This is a genomic window from Lachnoanaerobaculum sp. OBRC5-5, assembly GCF_000296385.1.
Taxonomy (GTDB): Bacteria; Bacillota; Clostridia; order Lachnospirales; family Lachnospiraceae; genus Lachnoanaerobaculum.
In genome coordinates this window covers 2,213,546-2,232,850 of sequence record NZ_JH815185.1, presented here as the reverse complement: position 1 = coordinate 2,232,850, position 19,305 = coordinate 2,213,546, and the positions used below count along the sequence as shown (strand labels likewise).

Annotated in this window: 15 protein-coding genes; 5 read left to right on the top strand and 10 right to left on the bottom strand. The window is 36.0% G+C overall.

Annotation, left to right across the window (positions count from 1 at the left end):
- Positions 1 to 83 precede the first annotated feature (83 nt).
- Positions 84 to 1,742 carry a Na/Pi cotransporter family protein gene (locus HMPREF1135_RS10375; RefSeq protein WP_007594944.1) on the bottom strand — a complete coding sequence of 553 codons (1,659 nt, stop codon included), beginning with the start codon at positions 1,740 to 1,742 and terminating at the stop codon, positions 84 to 86.
- Between the two features lie 286 nt (positions 1,743 to 2,028).
- Between HMPREF1135_RS10375 and HMPREF1135_RS10370 the strand changes: the two genes are divergently transcribed.
- Positions 2,029 to 3,804 (top strand): IS1634 family transposase, encoded by a 1,776-nt coding sequence (locus HMPREF1135_RS10370; protein WP_007594943.1) that lies wholly within the window; start codon positions 2,029 to 2,031, stop codon positions 3,802 to 3,804.
- A gap of 298 nt (positions 3,805 to 4,102) precedes the next feature.
- On the opposite strand, the gene HMPREF1135_RS10365 is transcribed toward HMPREF1135_RS10370, so the two are convergent.
- From HMPREF1135_RS10365 to dnaA, 9 genes are all read right to left on the bottom strand, one after another.
- Entirely contained in the window at positions 4,103 to 6,700 is a 2,598-nt protein-coding gene (locus HMPREF1135_RS10365; RefSeq protein WP_007594933.1) for a glycosyl hydrolase family 28-related protein, read from the bottom strand.
- Between the two features lie 48 nt (positions 6,701 to 6,748).
- A complete protein-coding gene (locus HMPREF1135_RS10360) occupies positions 6,749 to 8,020 on the bottom strand; it encodes a diaminopimelate decarboxylase (RefSeq protein WP_007594932.1) in 1,272 nt (423 codons plus the stop codon).
- Between the two features lie 12 nt (positions 8,021 to 8,032).
- Positions 8,033 to 10,507 carry a DNA gyrase subunit A gene (gyrA, locus tag HMPREF1135_RS10355; RefSeq protein ID WP_007594931.1) on the bottom strand — a complete coding sequence of 825 codons (2,475 nt, stop codon included), beginning with the start codon at positions 10,505 to 10,507 and terminating at the stop codon, positions 8,033 to 8,035.
- A 16-nt stretch (positions 10,508 to 10,523) separates the two neighbouring features.
- Positions 10,524 to 12,437 (bottom strand): DNA topoisomerase (ATP-hydrolyzing) subunit B, encoded by a 1,914-nt coding sequence (gene gyrB / locus HMPREF1135_RS10350; RefSeq protein ID WP_007594930.1) that lies wholly within the window; start codon positions 12,435 to 12,437, stop codon positions 10,524 to 10,526.
- Positions 12,438 to 12,593: 156 nt separating this feature from the next.
- Complete coding sequence (locus HMPREF1135_RS10345; RefSeq protein ID WP_007594929.1) at positions 12,594 to 12,857, bottom strand: SemiSWEET family transporter; 264 nt, start codon at positions 12,855 to 12,857, stop codon at positions 12,594 to 12,596.
- A 277-nt stretch (positions 12,858 to 13,134) separates the two neighbouring features.
- Entirely contained in the window at positions 13,135 to 14,226 is a 1,092-nt protein-coding gene (gene recF, locus HMPREF1135_RS10340) for a DNA replication/repair protein RecF (protein ID WP_007594928.1), read from the bottom strand.
- Complete coding sequence (locus HMPREF1135_RS10335; protein ID WP_007594926.1) at positions 14,201 to 14,413, bottom strand: RNA-binding S4 domain-containing protein; 213 nt, start codon at positions 14,411 to 14,413, stop codon at positions 14,201 to 14,203. The genes recF and HMPREF1135_RS10335 overlap by 26 nt, the downstream gene beginning before the upstream one ends.
- A 9-nt stretch (positions 14,414 to 14,422) precedes the next feature.
- The gene (gene dnaN / locus HMPREF1135_RS10330) at positions 14,423 to 15,532 is read right to left on the bottom strand and encodes a DNA polymerase III subunit beta (protein WP_007594924.1); all 1,110 of its coding nucleotides are present in this window, start codon (positions 15,530 to 15,532) and stop codon (positions 14,423 to 14,425) included.
- Positions 15,533 to 15,724: 192 nt separating this feature from the next.
- Positions 15,725 to 17,113 carry a chromosomal replication initiator protein DnaA gene (gene dnaA / locus HMPREF1135_RS10325; protein WP_007594923.1) on the bottom strand — a complete coding sequence of 463 codons (1,389 nt, stop codon included), beginning with the start codon at positions 17,111 to 17,113 and terminating at the stop codon, positions 15,725 to 15,727.
- A gap of 520 nt (positions 17,114 to 17,633) precedes the next feature.
- On the opposite strand from dnaA, the gene HMPREF1135_RS10320 reads away from it, so the two are divergent.
- From HMPREF1135_RS10320 to yidD, 4 genes are all read left to right on the top strand, one after another.
- Positions 17,634 to 18,263: an ECF transporter S component gene (locus HMPREF1135_RS10320; RefSeq protein ID WP_007594922.1), complete on the top strand. Its 630-nt coding sequence runs from the start codon at positions 17,634 to 17,636 to the stop codon at positions 18,261 to 18,263.
- Between the two features lie 118 nt (positions 18,264 to 18,381).
- Complete coding sequence (gene rpmH, locus HMPREF1135_RS10315) at positions 18,382 to 18,516, top strand: 50S ribosomal protein L34 (RefSeq protein WP_007594921.1); 135 nt, start codon at positions 18,382 to 18,384, stop codon at positions 18,514 to 18,516.
- A 162-nt stretch (positions 18,517 to 18,678) separates the two neighbouring features.
- Positions 18,679 to 19,032 carry a ribonuclease P protein component gene (gene rnpA, locus HMPREF1135_RS10310; protein WP_007594920.1) on the top strand — a complete coding sequence of 118 codons (354 nt, stop codon included), beginning with the start codon at positions 18,679 to 18,681 and terminating at the stop codon, positions 19,030 to 19,032.
- The gene (yidD, locus tag HMPREF1135_RS10305) at positions 19,013 to 19,249 is read left to right on the top strand and encodes a membrane protein insertion efficiency factor YidD (protein WP_007594919.1); all 237 of its coding nucleotides are present in this window, start codon (positions 19,013 to 19,015) and stop codon (positions 19,247 to 19,249) included. The genes rnpA and yidD overlap by 20 nt, the downstream gene beginning before the upstream one ends.
- Positions 19,250 to 19,305: the final 56 nt, after the last annotated feature.

The following is a 19,305-nucleotide window of genomic DNA, read 5'->3' as shown; positions in this document are numbered from 1 at the left end:
CTCAATTGATAATTATTCATCAATCATTCTTAATTGTACAAAATTATAAACATAATTGCAAGTAAATCTTTAAAACTTCTTATTTATATTTCATTCTTTACATATCCCGCAATATTTGTTGCATGATCTGAGACACGCTCCAAATTACTTATGATATCAAGGAATGCGATTCCGGCCTGTGGATTACAATCTCCCTTTGACAATCTTTCAATATGTTTCTCTCTCATTTCATCCTCAAGCATATCCACTTCATCCTCAAGCTTATTGACCTTTCTCACAGCTCTAAGAGCATCACCGCTTCTTGCATTAAGTGCGATTTCAAAGGCTTCAATACTGTCTTTTGAAATTTCTGCAAGGTCTTCTTTACCGAGATCACTGAATTCAAGATCTTTGTCTATTATATACTTTGCATTTTCAGAAAGGTTATCGGCATGATCACCGACTCTTTCTATATCGGTTACCATATTGAAGAGATTGTTAATATGCTTCTTCTGACTTTCACTGAGTGAAAGATTGTCTACCTTTATAAGGAATTCCGTCAAAGCTTCCTGCATATCATCAAGCTTTTTTTCACATTTTGCAACTGTTTCTATATCTTCAAGGCTCTTATTGTTGATAGCACTCATAGCCGCATTTAAACTTTTTAGAGCAATTTCTCCCATGCGGGCAACTTCATTATTTGCAGTCTGTACAGCAAAAGCAGGGCTTAGAAGAACTCTTTCATCAAGCTGCAGTACAGGCTCTTTTACCTCTTCCTCAACTTCATCATCCTTACCTCTTACAATCATTCCTGAAAGTTTTACAAGCAATCCCGCAAAAGGATAAAGTAGTGTAGTCATTGTAAGATTAAAGAATGTATGAAATATTGAAATCTCTACCGCATTGATAGTGTGGTTTGCAAGCTTTACATTAACTGTAAATACTATAAATCCAAGTATACCGAAGACTATAGCACCTATTGTATTGAATAAAAGATGTATAGCTGCGGCTCTCTTTGCAGTTCTTGAGCTTCCCAAACTTGAAATAATCGCTGTAACACATGAACCGATATTTTGTCCTAGAGTTATATATATGGCTGCTGCAGTATTTACCACACCGTTAAATGCGAGTGTTTGCAAAATACCAACCGACGCTGATGAGCTTTGCATAAGAGCTGTTACTACAATACCTACTATGATACCGAGTATCGGATTACCACCAAGTACTCTGAACGCTTCCGAGAATATAGGAGCACTTGTGAAAGGCTTTATATTGCCTGCCATAAGATCAAGTCCCAAAAACAGCATTCCAAGTCCCAGAATTATTTCACCTATAGTTTTTTTCTTGTCGGATTTTGAAAACAGTATAAATATCGCACCTATACCAATCATTAACGGTGCATAGAATCCCGGCTGAAAGAGCTTGAGTGAATCGCCTATTGTTCCAAGTGATACTATCCACGCTGTAATTGTAGTACCGATATTGGCACCCATGATTACACCTACAGCCTGGACAAGGCTTAACATTCCGGCACTAACAAAACCTACTACCATTACGGTGGTAGCACCTGAGCTTTGTATTATGGCTGTTATTACCGCACCCAGTAAGATGGCTGTAAACCTGTTATCCGTTATCTTACTGAGGAACTGTTGCATCTTTCCTCCGGCAGTCTTTTGCATACCGTCCGCCATGATATGCATTCCATATAGGAAAAGTCCAAGACCGCCTAAGAATCCAAAGAGATATGATACATTATCAATCATTTTTGTTCTCCTCTTAAAACATACCTACTGATATCCTCTGCAGGATCAAAATCCAACAGCTATATACTGTACATTCTATCAAGTTATATTATTTTAAGCAATACAAGAATGATATTTCAACAAATTAAAAAGACACCCGGGAGTTTGACAGCTAACTACTCCCTCTATAAACCTCAAACCCTTATAAAGACTGGATTTCAGTCTTATTTTTTGTCAATTTATTCGTTATTTTATGTAGCTATTTGTAGCTATTTATAGTATAATATGAGCATGGAGGTTGAATGCTATGAAACTTACTGTAAGTAAATCAAAAAACTCTGCTACATTTTATGTTCAGAAATCTATACGCAAATCCAATGGTTCTGTCACTACAGTTACTATTGAAAAACTTGGAAATCTTGATATGGTTAAGACTAGAGCTAATGGAAAAGACCCTTACATTTGGGCTCAGGAATATGTTGATGAACTTAATCGTAAGGAATATGAGGAACAAAAAGAAATTTTAATAAAATGTTCTCCTTCAAAGCTCCTGAAACCTGATGAAAAACATTTGTTTAACTGTGGATATCTATTTCTTCAGAGTATTTACTATTCACTTAAGCTGGATAAAATCTGTTCTAAAATTTCAAAGAAGTATAGCTTTGAATATGATTTGAACGATATTTTATCTCGACTAATTTTTACTCGTATCCTTTATCCATCTTCTAAGTTGGCATCAAATCGTTCTTCCAAAATGTTTATTGAGCAGCCGACCTTTAATTTACATGATATATATCGTTCACTTTCTGTTTTATCTAAAGAAAGTGACTTTATTCAATCTGAGCTTTATAAAAATAGCCAAAGAATACTTCCTCGCAGGAATGACATTCTTTACTATGATTGCACAAACTATTACTTTGAAATCGAGCAGGAAGACGAACTTAGGAAATATGGAAAATCAAAACAACATCAACCACTACCTATTGTCGGAATGGGAATGTTTATGGATCATGACGGTATTCCTCTTGCTTTTGATATTTTCCCCGGAAATAAGAATGAGCAGCCAACACTAAAGCCTCTGGAACAAAAGGTAATCGATGATTATGGTATTGATAGTATTATTATCTGTACAGACGCAGGTCTGTCCTCAAATGCCAATAGAAAGTTTAACCACAAAACTTTATTTGGTGAAAAAATAAGAAGTTTTATAACAACACAATCTATAAAACAACTCCCAAAATATTTAAAGGAGTTTGCTCTAGACCCTGAAGGCTGGTCACTACAAGGTGAAACAGGATTATTTAATCTGAATAACCTTGATGAACAGACAGACTATAATAAAGTCTTTTATAAGGAAAGGTGGATTAAAGAAGATTTATCAGATAAAAAAGTCAAAGAAGGTAATAAAGCTCTAGAGCAACATCTTATAGTATCATTCTCCTTAAAGTACAAAAAATATCATCAGAAAATCAGGCAAAGCCAGATTGACCGTGCTAATAAGCTTATTGAAAAAGGGGAATATAAAAGAAATCAAAAAAATCAAAATGATCCACGCCGTTTTATTGCTACCGAAGCAATGACATCTTCAGGAGAAGTCTGTGACAGAGAAATCCCTTATATAGATTCGAACCTCATAGCTGAAGAGGAAAAATATGACGGTTTCTATGCCGTTTGTACTAATTTGGAGACAACAAGTGCCGAAGAAATAGTTCGTATAAACAAGAAGAGATGGGAAATCGAAGAATGTTTCAGAATCATGAAAACCGAGTTCAGTGCACGCCCCATTTATCTTCAAAGAGAGGATCGCATAAAGGCACACTTCATAACTTGTTTTGCTTCATTGGTAGTCTTTAGGATACTTGAGAAAAAACTTGGTGAACAATATACATGCGATGAGATTATTAACGTATTACGCTCTATGATGATGTATCGTCCGGGAGAAAAGTTAGGATATCTACCCGCTTATACAAGAACAGCCTTAACAGATGCACTTCATGAAGTATTCGGATTTCGTACCGATTACGAAATTTTAACCGATTTGAGTATGAAAAAAGTCTTTCGGGAAAGCAAAAAAAGTAGGTAGTTCTAGCTACACTTTTGTGAATTAAAAAAGGTCTGAAACCCTTGATATATATGGCTTTCAGACCTTTTAGCTGTCAAAGACAGGATATTATTTTAAGCAATACAAGAATGATATTTCAACAAATTAAAAAGACACCCTTTTTACGGGGTACCTTCTTAAGGATTTCTATATATAGGATTCATTGTAAGTGCTTCGTTATGATGATGTAATATTATCATACTTCTTCGTAAAAGAATTGAAATACTGTTGAACTTATTATGAATTATTTCTTAAATATGTAAACACTTTCAAATTAAATTTACTCCTTTGAGACACTCTCATTCCAGCTTCCGTCCTCTTTAAGGAGATAACCGTCCTGTGTTCTCTGGCTCTTAAGCATTCTTCCCTGTGTACCGTTAGAAACTGTATTAAAATAATACCACTTGTTATCGATTTGATGCCATCCTACACGCATAGCACCCTTGGTACCGTCAGATATAGGATTCAGATAGTACCATTCTCCACTTACATCTTTCAGCCATCCGCTTCTCATTGCACCTGAATCGTCCATAAAATACCATCTTCCGTCAACGTTTGCCCATCCGGTCACCATCTCTCCTCTATCGTTTAAAAGATACCAATTATCCGAGATATATACCCATACGGATTTTGCCCACGAACCGTCAACTTCAAGTCGCCATATATTTCCTTTCTTTTTCCAACTGCCATGATTATATACTTTACCGCCTGTTTGAATATAAGAGTAGGAATTGGATGAAGTATTGCCATTCTTTAAACCGGTACTTCTACGACTATGTGAAGAAGATCCTGAATCTCTGCTGTCGGAGCCTCCCGATCCGCCTCCTCTCCTACGCTCAGGTACTGACGGCGTTGAGATACTGTTATTATTAGTTCCGGTATTATTAGTCGCTCCGGTATTGTTCGTTGTTCCTGACTGTACCTGCAAAGTAAAATTTTGTGTACAAACCCATCCGCCTGAATCAGTTGCTACTACCTGCAAGTTAATGCTTGTCTCTGTGGACGCATCCACACTTATACCATCTTTTAACTTAAGCATACTGTCAGAACTTACTTCAAAACGTGAATCACTTAAAGTGTAGGTATGAGTATCGCCTACATTAAGATCAATAGTTGTAAGCTTTCCTACTATTTCTCCGGGACTTCCTGCATTTAGTGTATTGTTGGCAAGTGTGATTTTTTTCGGCGGCTGGTTCTTAGGCCTTGCAACTTCTATTGTAAAAGCTTTTGTAAAAGAAGCACCGAGTGCATCAGTTGAAGTTACATTGAGAGTTATAGTGTTTACAGAACCAAACGGAATATAATTTTCTCCTTTCAAACGCAGTAAATTACCATATACTACCTCAAAGCGCTCATCATCAACCGTATATGTATGTGAATCTCCTGTATCAGGATCTGTTGTAGTCAGCAGTCCCACTTCCGCCAAATATTCATCACTGTAGATAAACAAAGGGTTTAGCGTAATATCAGTCGGTGCATGATTTGCATAATTTACAGGTAGTGTAGGAGAGCTTGTTGCATCTTCTGTATTTCCGGCTTTATCAGTATACTGAACCCTTACAGTAATCTCTTTTCCTGCATCTGCCGCTGTAGGAATATAGCTTGAATTTGTCGCACCGCTAATAGCTGTTCCGTCTGCATACCACTGATAGGAAGAAATTGAAGATGCGGGAACAAGTATGGAATTATGAACATGAAGATCTCCATAATCACCGTCATATACCTTAGCATTAAGTGTTTGCCCTGCATGTGCAATACCAAGAACATAGACTGAAGCCTTAAAAGTATTATTTTGAACCGTATTACTGCTCTCTCCGGTACTGTCAATAATATTTCCTCCATATACAGTGTTTCCGCTGACTCTGACATTACTTGTTGAATAACGTCCGTTGTTGCGAAGTCTGATGCCCCAATGTATATCATTTTTTGTTATAGTTTGATCATTATAAACTTTATTACCTGTAACCAGACCGCCTTTCAATCCTACCAGGACTACTCCGCTTATATTATCACGAACAGTATTATCGGCAAATGTAATATTTGCTGCAACACTGTTTGCATACTGGTTGCTAACCACAAAACCTGTAGCGTTCCCTTCAAATAAACAGCCACGTACCTCAATATCTTTTGCAATCGGATAATCTCCCTCAGGTTCAATATCAATTCCTGCCTTTGGAGGTGTACCGTCAGAGCGTTTAAACTCCGACTCAAGTATTTTGACATTCTGACCGCCTACAATCGACATTCCCTGACGACGGTTATGATCACAAACAACTCTATAGATAGTAATATTTTTACTGTTTTCTCCTAAAAATACTCCGTCTCCCCAAAATTCACCGGCATACAAATCTTCAATAACCACATTTGTAGAATCAGTGATTCGGACACCGTATCCGGTCTGTCCAAGATTTCCGATATGATTATCACGGTCACCGATTAATCTACCTCCTATTATATGTACATTGTCAACATGTGTGATACTGAACATCTGATAGGACTTCTCTCCGTTCGGAATCGCATAAAGTGTTGCACCGCTTGCAATACGTACAATAATATTGCTTTTAAGTACCAGTCCGGCTTTCTCATAGCTGTTTCCTGTCTGATACAATGTGTTAATCATATAGTTTCCTGCCGGAATGTCTACAATTCCTCCACCTGCCGCAGAAACTGCATCAATGGCTCTTTGTATCGCCGCAGTATCATCACTGACACCATCTCCTGTTGCACCATAGGCTGCATCCTTAACATTTGCCACAAAACTTGTTACAGGATCCGGAATATAAACTCCTGTTGATGCCAATGCTCTTTGTGAAAAGATACACAGAAAACAAACCAGTATTGACATAAAATATACAGACCGATTTTTTTTTAATATCATATTAACTTATCCGCCTTGATTTCTTATCTTTTTAAAAATATGCAGATCTTATTTTAAATACTTATCCAGTATATTACAAAAATCAAAAGTTGCAAAATAGTCTTTATCAGTCTCCGCTCTTCTTATCATCTTTACACTTCCACCCTCCTGTAAGAGTAACTCCGCAGACCTAAGCTTACCATTGTAATTATATCCCATTGCAAATCCATGTGCTCCGGTATCATGTATATAGATATAATCTCCCTTTTCTATCTTTGGAAGCTTTCTGTCTATAGCAAACTTATCATTGTTTTCACACAGTGAACCTACTACATCATATGTATATTCTGCATTTTCATTTTCCTTACCAAGTACGCTAAGATGATGATATGCTCCATACATGGCAGGTCTCATAAGATTTACCGCACAGGCATCCACACCTATATATTCCTTGTGTGTATGCTTTTCATGTATTGCCTCAGTTACCAAAGCTCCATATGGTCCAAGCATATATCTACCAAGTTCCGTAAAAATAGCCACATCTTTAATACCGTTTGCTACAAGTACTTCATCATAGACCTTTTTTACACCTTTGCCTATTTCAAATATATCATTAGGCTCCTGATCGGGAGTATACGGTATACCCACTCCTCCTGACAGATTTATAAAACTTACGCATATACCGCATTCATTCTTTATTCTTACGGCAAACTCAAACAGTTCCTTTGCAAGTTTAGGGTAGTACTCATTTGTAACCGTATTACTTGCAAGAAATGCATGAATACCGAAGTACTTTACACCTTTTGACTTCATTATATTGAATGCTTCTATAATCTGATCGGGAGTCATGCCGTATTTGGCATCTCCCGGATTGTCCATTATACCGTTTGACATAGTAAAGACTCCGCCCGGATTATATCTGGCACTCATAGTCTCAGGCAATTTTCCACAAGCCTTTTCAACATATTCTATATGTGTGATATCATCCAGGTTTATTATTGCTCCTAGATCATTTGCAAACTTAAATTCTTCTATAGGAGTTTCATTTGAGGAAAACATTATATCTTTTCCGCTAAAACCGCATGCATCACTTAATTCAAGTTCTGTCATAGAAGAACAGTCCATACCGCAACCGCATTCTTTTAATATATTCATTATAAAAGGGTTCGGAGTGGCTTTTACGGCAAAGTATTCTTTAAATCCCTTATTCCAACTGAATGCTTCATTTAATTTTTTTGCATTCTCTCTGATTCCCTTTTCATCATATATATGCCATGGGGTCGGATATGTTTTTACAATTTCTCTTACTTTATCTAATGTCAAAAATGGTATTTTTTGCATTTTATTTCCTTTCTATGTATTGCTTTCCTCTTCAGATTCGGTGTTTTTTTCCTCTCTGACCTTTGCAATACTTGCAATCTTGGTATCACTTTCTCTGTCTATATTCATAAGCTTAACACCTGATGCGGCTCTTCCAAGCACTGATATTCCGCTTACTTCTATTCTGATAATGATTCCCTCTGTGGTTATAAGCAAAAGCTCTCTGTCTTCATTGACAAGTTTTGCTCCGACCAACTTTCCGGTCTTTTCATTATCTTTATAGCATATGATACCTTTACCGCCTCTGTTTTGGACTTTGAACTCGGATATCCTTGTTCTCTTTCCATACCCATACTCAGAAACAAGAAGCAAATACTCCCCTTGAGATGCCAGCTGCATTCCGATGACCTCATCATCTCTATTCAGTCTCATACCGCGAACACCGGTAGCACCTCTACCCATAGCTCTTATATCCTTATCATTGATTCTTATACACATACCGTCTTTTGAAACTATGATAAGATCGTCATCACCATGAGTTACCTTAACCTCTATCAGCTCATCATCTTCTGTGAGATTTATGGCTGCAAGTCCGTTCTTTCTTATATTGTCAAACAGATTAATCTGACATTTCTTTATAGTACCTTTCTTGGTTACCATAAAGAGATATCCGTCCTTTGACTTTGCTTCACTTGGTATAATAGCCGAAATCTTCTCATCAGGCTGCAAATTCAATAAGTTTACTATTGCAACACCTCTTGCAGTCCTTGAAGCTTCCGGAATCTTATATCCCTTTATATTATATACTCTACCCTTATTTGTGAAGAAGTATATATCGTTGTGAGTAGTTGACATAACAATGTCTTCGATAAAGTCGTCATCAATGGTCTGCATTCCCTTGATGCCCTTACCTCCTCTGTTTTGGACATTGAAATTGTCAGGACTCATTCTCTTTATATATCCAAGCTTTGTCATTGCAATGATGATATCTTCTCTTTGGATAAGGTCCTCATCCTCCATATCATCATCCTGTATAAAGCCTGTTCTTCTGTCATCCTTATACTTATCTTCAACAGTAAGTATTTCTTCTCTTATCACACCCAGAAGTTTTTTCTCGTCTGCCAATATTCCCTCAAAATATGAAATCTTAGCCAAAAGCTCATTGTACTCGGACTCAAGTCTTTCTCTTTCCAAACCTGTAAGAGCTCTAAGACGCATATCAACTATAGCCTGAGCCTGTACATCGGTAAGTCCGAATCTTTTTATAAGTTCTTCTTTTGCAACACTTACATTTGCACTGCCTCTGATAATCTTTATGATTTCATCAATATTATCAAGGGCTATAAGCAAACCTTCCAAAATATGAGCTCTTTCCTTAGCTTTATTGAGATCATACTTTGTCCTTCTTGTTACTACATCCTCCTGATGTGCAAGATAATACTCAAGCATCTGTAAAATATTAAGCACCTTAGGCTGATTATTTACAAGTGCCAGCATATTTACACCGAAAGTTTCCTGTAACTGTGTATGCTTATATAATCTGTTTAATATAACTCCGGCATTTACATCTCTTCTAAGTTCTATAACGACTCTCATTCCTTCACGGTTTGATTCGTCTCTAAGATCTGTAATACCGTCTATCCTTTTATCTTTTACAAGTTCGGCAATCTTTTCGATAAGCTTTGCTTTATTTACAAGATATGGAAGCTCGGTAACTATAATTCTGTTTTTGCCGTTTGGCATGGCTTCTATTTCAGATACCGCTCTTACCTTTATCTTTCCTCTACCTGTAGTATAAGCTTCTCTGATTCCTCTAAGTCCAAGTATATGCGCACCTGTAGGGAAATCAGGTCCCTTTATGATATCAAGCATCTCATCGATAGTAGATTCTTTTTCTTCTATCTTATTATCTATTATCCTTACTACGGCATTTATTACCTCGCTTAAATTGTGAGGCGGAATATTTGTGGCCATACCTACCGCAATACCTGTAGTACCGTTTACAAGCAGGTTCGGATATCTTGACGGCAGTACTGTAGGCTCTTTTTCAGTCTCATCAAAGTTCGGAGCAAAGTCAACAGTGTCCTTATTTATATCGGCAAGCATCTCCATTGCGATTTTTGAGAGTCTCGCCTCTGTATATCTCATGGCAGCCGCGCCGTCTCCGTCCACAGATCCGAAGTTTCCGTGTCCGTCCACAAGTGGATATCTCATGGACCAGTCCTGAGCCATATTTACCAATGATCCGTATATTGAAGAATCTCCGTGTGGGTGATATTTACCCATTGTATCTCCGACAATACGGGCACATTTTCTATGTGGCTTATCAGGACCGTTATTCAGTTCTATCATAGAAAAGAGCACTCTTCTTTGTACAGGCTTTAAACCGTCTCTTATATCAGGAAGCGCTCTTGCTGCAATAACACTCATTGCATAGTCAATATATGACTTTTCCATGGTTTTCTTTAAGTCGATCTCATTAAACTTGTCGAAAACATTTGGTTCCATATTTTAACCTACCTTTTTAAATATCCAAATTCGATACGTATTTCGCATTTGTTTCTATAAACTCTCTTCTCGGAGCAACCTGGTCTCCCATAAGAGTAGTGAATGTTAAATCTGTTTCTGAAAGCATTGAATCATCAAGTACTACCTTTTTAAGTACTCTGCGTTCAGGATCCATAGTTGTTTCCCAAAGCTGCTCGGCATCCATCTCTCCCAGACCTTTATATCTTTGTATCTTATTATTCTGATCTCTTCCGACTTCTTTTAAAATATTATCAAGTTCTTCATCAGAATATGCGTACCATACCTTTTTATTCTTCTCAAGCTTGTACAGTGGCGGCTGAGCCAGATATACATGACCTTCCTTTATAAGTTCAGGCATAAATCTGTATATAAATGTCAGCATCAAGGTATCAATATGAGCTCCGTCCACATCGGCATCGGTCATTATGATAATCTTGTTATAGCGAAGCTTACCGATATCAAAATCTTCCTGTATACCTGTACCGAATGCTGTAATCATTGACTTTATTTCGGCATTTGAATATACCTTATCAGGTCTTGCCTTCTCCACGTTGAGTATCTTTCCTCTAAGAGGCAAAATAGCCTGAGTATCTCTCTTTCTTGCGGATTTTGCGGAACCTCCCGCAGAATCTCCCTCGACTATAAATATCTCACATTCCTCAGGATTCTTACTTGAACAGTCCGCAAGTTTACCGGGTAAACTCATACCGTCAAGTGCAGATTTTCTTCTTGTAAGATCTCTTGCCTTTCTTGCCGCAGCTCTTGCTCTTTGCGCTGTAATAGCCTTATCACTTATAAGCTTTGCTATTCCCGGATTTTGCTCAAGGAAATAAGTAAGCTTCTCACTTACTATGGCATTTACCGCAGTTTGAGCCTCGGAATTTCCAAGTTTTTGTTTTGTCTGACCTTCAAACTGTGGATCCTGTATCTTTACAGAGATTATAGCTACAAGTCCTTCTCTTATGTCTTCTCCGGAGAGATTGTCCTCATTTTCCTTTAGCAGTTTATTGTTTCTGGCATATTCATTAAATGTCTTTGTAAGTGCATTTTTAAATCCTGAAAGATGAGTTCCACCCTCAGGAGTATTTATATTATTTACAAAAGTATAAATTCCCTCGGAATAGGTGTCATTGTGCTGCATTGCAACTTCCACAACCACATTTTCTTTCACACCCTCACAGTATATTACTTCATCATATATAGGTGCCTTACCCTTATTGAGATAGGTAACAAATTCCTTGATACCACCCTCATAGTGGAAAGACATTTCTTTTTTTTCTACTCTGTCATCAATCAAAACAATTTTTAATGCCTTGGTGAGGAAAGCTGTCTCTCTTAATCTGACTTTCAATATATCAAAGTCATATACTGTTTCCTCAAATATATCGGCATCCGGTAAGAAGCTTACCTCGGTACCGCTTTCACTCGGATCACATTCACCTATCACATGCATATTCTCTACGACTTTACCCTTTTCAAATCGCATATGATAGATTTTTCCTTCTTTATAAACCTTTACATCCAACCATGTAGATAGTGCATTTACTACAGATGCACCAACTCCATGCAATCCGCCTGAGGTCTTATACCCTCCACCGCCGAATTTTCCTCCGGCATGCAGTATTGTAAATACCACTTCAAGCGCCGGCTTTCCGGCTTTTTGCTGAATGTCTACCGGTATACCTCTACCATTATCTCTTACAGTGATTGAATTATCTTCATTTATTTTTACCTTTATCTCGGTACAAAATCCTGCAAGAGCCTCATCTACAGAGTTATCTACTATCTCATAAACAAGATGATGAAGACCCCTTGATGATATTGAACCAATATACATTCCGGGTCTTACTCTAACGGCCTCTAAACCTTCCAGTATTTGAATTTGGGATGCATCATACTCTGTACTCATACTATCTCCTTTAAATCATCTGAGAATACATTCTCAGGAAAATTTACTCTTAATGTCATATCGATATATTATAACATTTTTTTTGAAAATGTGGAATAAAATTACTACATATAAATAAGAAAAAAGGGGTGCCACGCACCCCTAAAATATACATTATTACAAAGCTGTTATAAAAGTCAAAAATCCGAAAACTACACCTGCCGCATTCGGTATAATAAGGATATAATCTATTTTATGTTCATTTGTTAAGCCATATATAACCCATAACAAACAAGATATTGCCGCTACAAGCGGCTGCAGCGGTTGAGATTTCTCACCACCTATATTTGCTATAATTTGCGGTATATAAGATAAGAATACTAAAACTCCGATAAATGCTCCTATAGATCCTATGAATGTATTAATTCTCTTTTTTGTCATTGAATATTACCTCCGAAATCAGTTTATAAATATACATGTGTGAATTTATGTGTGATAATATAACACACAATTTTGAAGTCTGCAAATTTTAACAGAGTTTTACGAAGATTTTAACATTATTTTTTATATATTATCATTTTTATATTCTATATTTTTATTAATTTTTAACAAGGTGTAAGTTTTTATTTTTATTTTACATCCACATAACACCACAAAAAAGAAATTTTTTGATTACTCAAAATTTAAACAATTTTATAAAATACTTGTATACAATGAGTTAATTATATTCATTTTCTTTTATTGTACCATTTGTTACTTTAAACACCTTTCCAATATCCAAAGATTTATTCAAAAAATCTTCCACACCTGTACAGGTAATCAAAGTTTGAATATGTTTTATGGATTCCAAAAGATGAGACTGTCTTTTTCCGTCAAGCTCGGATAATACATCATCCAATAAAAGCACCGGAAATTCTCCGTATCTTGATTTTATAAGCTCTATCTCGGATAATTTTAATGATAAGGCAAGGCTTCTTTGCTGCCCTTGAGATCCGAACTTTTTCAAATCCATTTCACCGTTTAGAAAAAATGAAAAATCATCTCTATGTGGTCCTACATTCGTAGTCTTATACCTTATATCACTTGTTCTTGATTTTTTCAGTTCTTCTTCAAAATCATCTTTTTCAACATTCTTTTCATATACTACATTTATCTTCTCACCACCTGAGAGTAAAGAATGTATACCGAAAATGACCCCATTTAATTCCTTTATAAAGGCTTCTCTGTAAGCAATCAAATCCTTACCGTATTTTACAAGCTGCATATCCCAGATATCCAAAGTATCCTCAACACCGCTCTTAAAACCGATTTCTTTTAAAAGCTTGTTTCTCTGATCAAGCACCTTATTGTAGGTAACTAAAGTGGAAACATAGAGCTTATTTAACTGACAAAGCTCCATGTCCACAAAATTTCTTCTTTCCTTAGGACTTCTCTTGATAATATTCAAATCTTCAGGAGAGAAAAATACAACATTACAGGTACCGAAAAGCTCACTAAGCTTTCTTATCGGAATACCGTTTATAGCAACTCCCTTAGACTTGCTCTTTTTCAAATGCATATCAAGTCTTACAGATGAGTTGTTTTTTTCTATCATCAGCTTGATATGCGATTCATTGCTTCCGAATTTTATAATATCTTTATCTTTACTTCCTCTATGAGACTTTGAAGTGGTGGCAAGATATATTGACTCCAAAATATTTGTCTTTCCCTGCGCATTGTCACCGTAAAATATATTTACACCGCTTGAAAGCTGGATATTCAAACTCTCATAGTTTCTATAGTCCTTAAGCTCCAACGATTCTATAATCATTGTTCTCGTATGTAAATATATCGCCGTCTCTAAGCTTCTTACCTCTTCTAAGCTCCACCTCGGAATTTACCAAAACCTCTCCGGCCTGTATTACCATCTTGGCTTCCGAACCCATAGATACGGCACCTGCAAGCTTCATAGCCTGCTCCAGCTTTATATATTCATCTCTAATTTTAACTTCTTGCATATTTCACCTTTATCCTACAAAATTTACCGGCAATATCAGGTAAGTGTATGAATTTTTATCGTCTCTAATAAAGCATGGCGATTTTGCGTTTGTAAAATAAATATCTACAAAATCATCATCAATTACCTTTAATGCATCCACTAAGAACTTAGGGTTAAAGGCAATCTTTAAATCACTTCCGCTTTTTTCAATATTTACTTTGGCATCCATAAATCCAAGTGATGAATTTACGAACAATGTAAGTATTCCGTTTTCTATATTAAGAATCAAAGGCTTATGTTCATTTTCCCTGATAAGTATCATAGCCTGCTCTATAGCACTTTGAAATCTGTTTCTGCTGACGGTAACCTTGGTATCATAGTCACTTGAAAGCATGGTCTCAATTCTGAAATATTCACCGTCAAGTATTCTTGACAATACAAGTGTTTTATCAAACTCAAAGAGTATATGATCCTTTGAAAAATAAATATTAACATCTTTTTGAGTATCGCTGTCAATTATCCTCATAACTTCCTGTAAGGACTTTATAGGAACCACACATCTTTGATTTTCAAAATTCCCGTTCAATTCAATATTTCTGATAGACATTCTATGTCCGTCAAGAGTAACGAATTTAGCCACATTATCTTTAATATCTATAAGCTCTCCACCCATCATTCTGTTGATATCGCTTATAGCTGTGGAAAACTCGGTCTGTCTGATAACTTCTTTTAAACTGAACTGTGAAAGCTTGATAAAATCATCCCTGTCTACCTTCGGCATCGGTATAAACTCTACGGGATCAATTCCCATAATATTAAATACAGCCTGCTCACATCTGATAGTGGTCTTGAAATCCTTATCTACATCAAGCTCTATTAAAGAATCCGTATTTTCAAACTTTCTTACAATCTCTGAGAATAGTTTTGCATTTAAAACTACTCCACCCGGATTTACTATAATCGCATCCACTTCTGTTTGAATTGAAAGTTCCGTATCTGTAGCGTCTAAAACAACTCTGTTATCAGCTGCCGTTATAAGTATTGATTCTAAAATAACACTTGAAGTCTTGGTAGATATAGCCTTCATTACAATGCTTAAAGCATTTACCAATTGTGCTTTTTGAAATTTTAAATTCATTGTTCCTCCGGTTGGCGATTTTTTACTCAGTAAGGAGCTCGCTCGCCATGATAAATAATTAAATATATTTTAGTATTAGTATTATTATAGTGTGTGGATAAGTGCAAAAGTCTTAAAAGCCTTGTAAATACTTGCTTTTTAGCTTATTTTTGTAAACATCACCATGTTTGGGAACTACCCGTATAATTTGGATTACTGTGGAGAAATCTTCTTTTTGATAGTTTCAATTGTCTGATTCAGCTCACTGTCAGAGACGATTCTCTTAGTAATTACATCCTCGGAATTGACTATCGTGGAGTGATCTCTGTCACCCAAAAATTGACCTATTTTAGTTTGAGTATCATTGGTCATTTTTCTGCAAAGATAAACTGTAATATGTCTTGCAGTTGCTACAGGCTCTTTTCTTCCCTTGGCTTTTAATTCCGCCACGGTGATATTGAAATGATCCGCTACCACAGTTGCAATATACTCTGAAGTTATTTTTGTAGGAGCATCGGGAGTGATCATATCCTTCAGTACCGTTTTTGCCAGCTCTATATCAATTTCCTGATTTTTATTAAGTCTGCTCATAGCGTAAAGCTTATTTAGTGCTCCCTCAAGCATTCTGATATTACTCTTTATATTGGTAGCAATAAATTGAATAACTTCATTATCAATGTTTTTGCCGTCTCTTTCTTCCTTACTTCTAAGAATTGCCATTCTTGTTTCAAAGTCCGGAGAAAAAATCTCTACTGCCACACCCCAGGCAAATCTTGAACGAAGTCTCTCTTCAAGGTTTTTAAGCTCCATAGGAGGTCGGTCTGAAGAAAGTATTATCTGTTTTTTCTGCTCATACAATGCATTGAAAGTATGGAAAAGTTCTTCCTGTATTGCATCCTTACCGCCGATAAACTGAATATCATCAATAAGAAGTACATCTACATTACGATATTTTGAGCGATATTCCTGTAAATTGCTGTTTTTTAGCGCATCAATATATTCATTAAGGAATTTCTCACTGCTGACATATAAAATGATTGCCTCCGGATTGTGTTCCAATATGTAATGTGCAATGGAATGCATCAAGTGAGTTTTTCCAAGACCAACGCCTCCATATATAAAGAAGGGATTGTAATGTTCGCCGGGATTTTGACTTCCCGGAGATTCTGCTACAGCTATAGCGGTTGCATGTGCCAGATCATTGCTTTTTCCTACTACGAATGTATCAAAAGTATAAAGCGGATCCAGATTTGCACTTAAAAGCTTCAGGTTGTTTACCGGATGCCGCTTATTGTCTATCAGCGTATTTGGATATTTTTTTGTTTCCTGCTCCGACTTTTCTATAAAAACGACATTACATTTTATTAAGGTAACTTCCTCTATGGATACCGAAAGGTACAGGGAGTATTTTTTTGTAACATAAGTTTTAAAAGGTTGTGAAGGAACAGTGATGACCAAGGTATAAACTCCCTTTGAATCCTTATCGATTGATGTCGGAATCATGGGTTTTATCCATGTATTGTATGATACAGGTGAGAGCTCATAATCATCCCTTAAAAACGTGATTATTTCCTCCCAACTGGATTTTATCTTATCTATCATCCTTTTTACTCCTTTAGGATAAGTATAAACTAGGTAAAGTATATCAAAAAAAGGTATTCATATCAATGTAAAGAAAAAGTAAAAAAGAAAATTATCAACATAGATATTCACAAAGTTATGGACAACGTAGTTGATTAAAAATTGTAAAATAAATTATCCATATTAAAAAATGATAAAAACAGATGTAAAAAAGCCTTATACACAGAATGTTGATAACGATGTTGACAAAAAAAAACGGCTTAAAATATAGCAAAACAAGAAATATCAACATTGAGATAAAATAAAATATCCACACACTATCAACAAAATGTGGATAACTAAAATATAAACATTTGGATTTTAAACAATGAAAATATACAGGTAAATGTGGATAATTATGTTGATAAGAATTTTAACAGTTGAAAATCCGGGGAACAATATTCTTACTTTGAGATAATAAAAATATTGATAAAACGGAGTATTAAATATATAATATTAAGTGCATTATATCCAATAGGAGTAGTAGCGAGAGGAGAAAAAAATGAAGAGAGATTCTTATCAGAAGACAAAAAGAATGGTAATCATGGCTATCTTCATAGCTATAATTATTATTCAGACATTGGTACCTATTTTGGGATTTATACCGCTTGGTATAATGAACGCAACTATCATTCATGTAACGGTAGCCATTGGGGCAATCTTACTTGGGTGGAAAGAGGGAGCAGGACTGGGATTTGTATTCGGACTTGGCAGTATGTGGAAGAATACATTCATGCCGAACCCGACATCATTTTGTTTTTCACCGTTTGCACCGGCCATAGCAGGATACACAGGCGGAATAAGATCTGTAATAGTATGTTTTGTTCCGAGAATACTGGTAGGTATAGTGGCTGCACTTGTTTTTAGAGCAATAAGAAAAACAGGTAAGGTGAAAATAGCACTCCTGGTATCAGGTGCCATGGCGGCAGTAACAAACACAATATTGGTAATGAGCGGTATATACTTCCTGTTCGGAGAGCATTATGCAAGTGCAACAGGGAGAGAGTTGACACAGTTGCCTGTTGTAATAGTAGGTATAATAGGAACACAGGGAGTAGCAGAGGCGATAGTTTCTTCAATCCTTACTTTAGCTGTAGCAGGTACATTATTAAAAATCAGTGAAGAGCGATAAAGCTATTGACTTGTATACCTTCTTTATATATAATACTAGGGTGCGTTCTTTGGAAAAGTAAAGAACATAGACTTAAAAAAGACTGGACAAACGAAAAGAAATAAGGAGGTATCAGATCATGAAGATGACATTCCAACCTAAGAAGAGACAAAGATCTAAGGTTCATGGTTTTAGAGCAAGAATGAGTTCAGCAGGCGGTAGAAAAGTTTTAGCTGCCAGAAGAGCAAAAGGAAGAGCTAGATTATCAGCTTAAAAAAATAAGGCAACAGCCGGAAAACAGATGAGTACTACATTATGTAGTAAAGAATTTATCTGTCGAAGATTACTTAGGGATAGTCTTATGACTATCCTTTTAGTTTATGGTAGTATTACATTTAATCTAATATAAGATGCGTTTTGCATTTGAGGAGTTTATGTGAAAAATTTTCCTTCTTTAAGAAGTAATGCTGATTTTCAAAGGGTATATAAGAACGGAAAGTCGTATGCCAATAAAACTCTTGTTATGTATGTATATGGAAATAATTTGGATTACAACAGGATAGGTATATCGGTTTCAAAGAAAAACGGTAACAGTGTAGTCAGACATACATTTGCAAGAAAATTGAGAGAAATTTTCAGATTGAATAAGATAGAGAAAAAGGGATTAGATATAATAGTAGTAGTACGAGTAGGTGCAGATGTAGGGGATTATCATAAATTGGAAAATGCCTATTTACATTTGCTGAAATCACATAGACTGGATAGAGAAAATGTTGAAGAAAATAAATAGCTTAGTATTAAAGGGTATGATTAAGCTTATTAGATTCTATCAAAAATATCTGTCACCGCTAAAGGTAAGAACACATTGTATTTATACTCCTACCTGTTCACAATATGCCATAGAGGCTTTAAAAAAACATGGCATAATAAAGGGATCATTACTTAGTATATGGAGAATATTGAGATGTAATCCTTTCGCAAAAGGTGGATACGATCCTGTGCCATAAGTATATTTAAGGAATTTAGTAAGTTAGAAAATCTAATGAAATTTGGAGGAATTAGC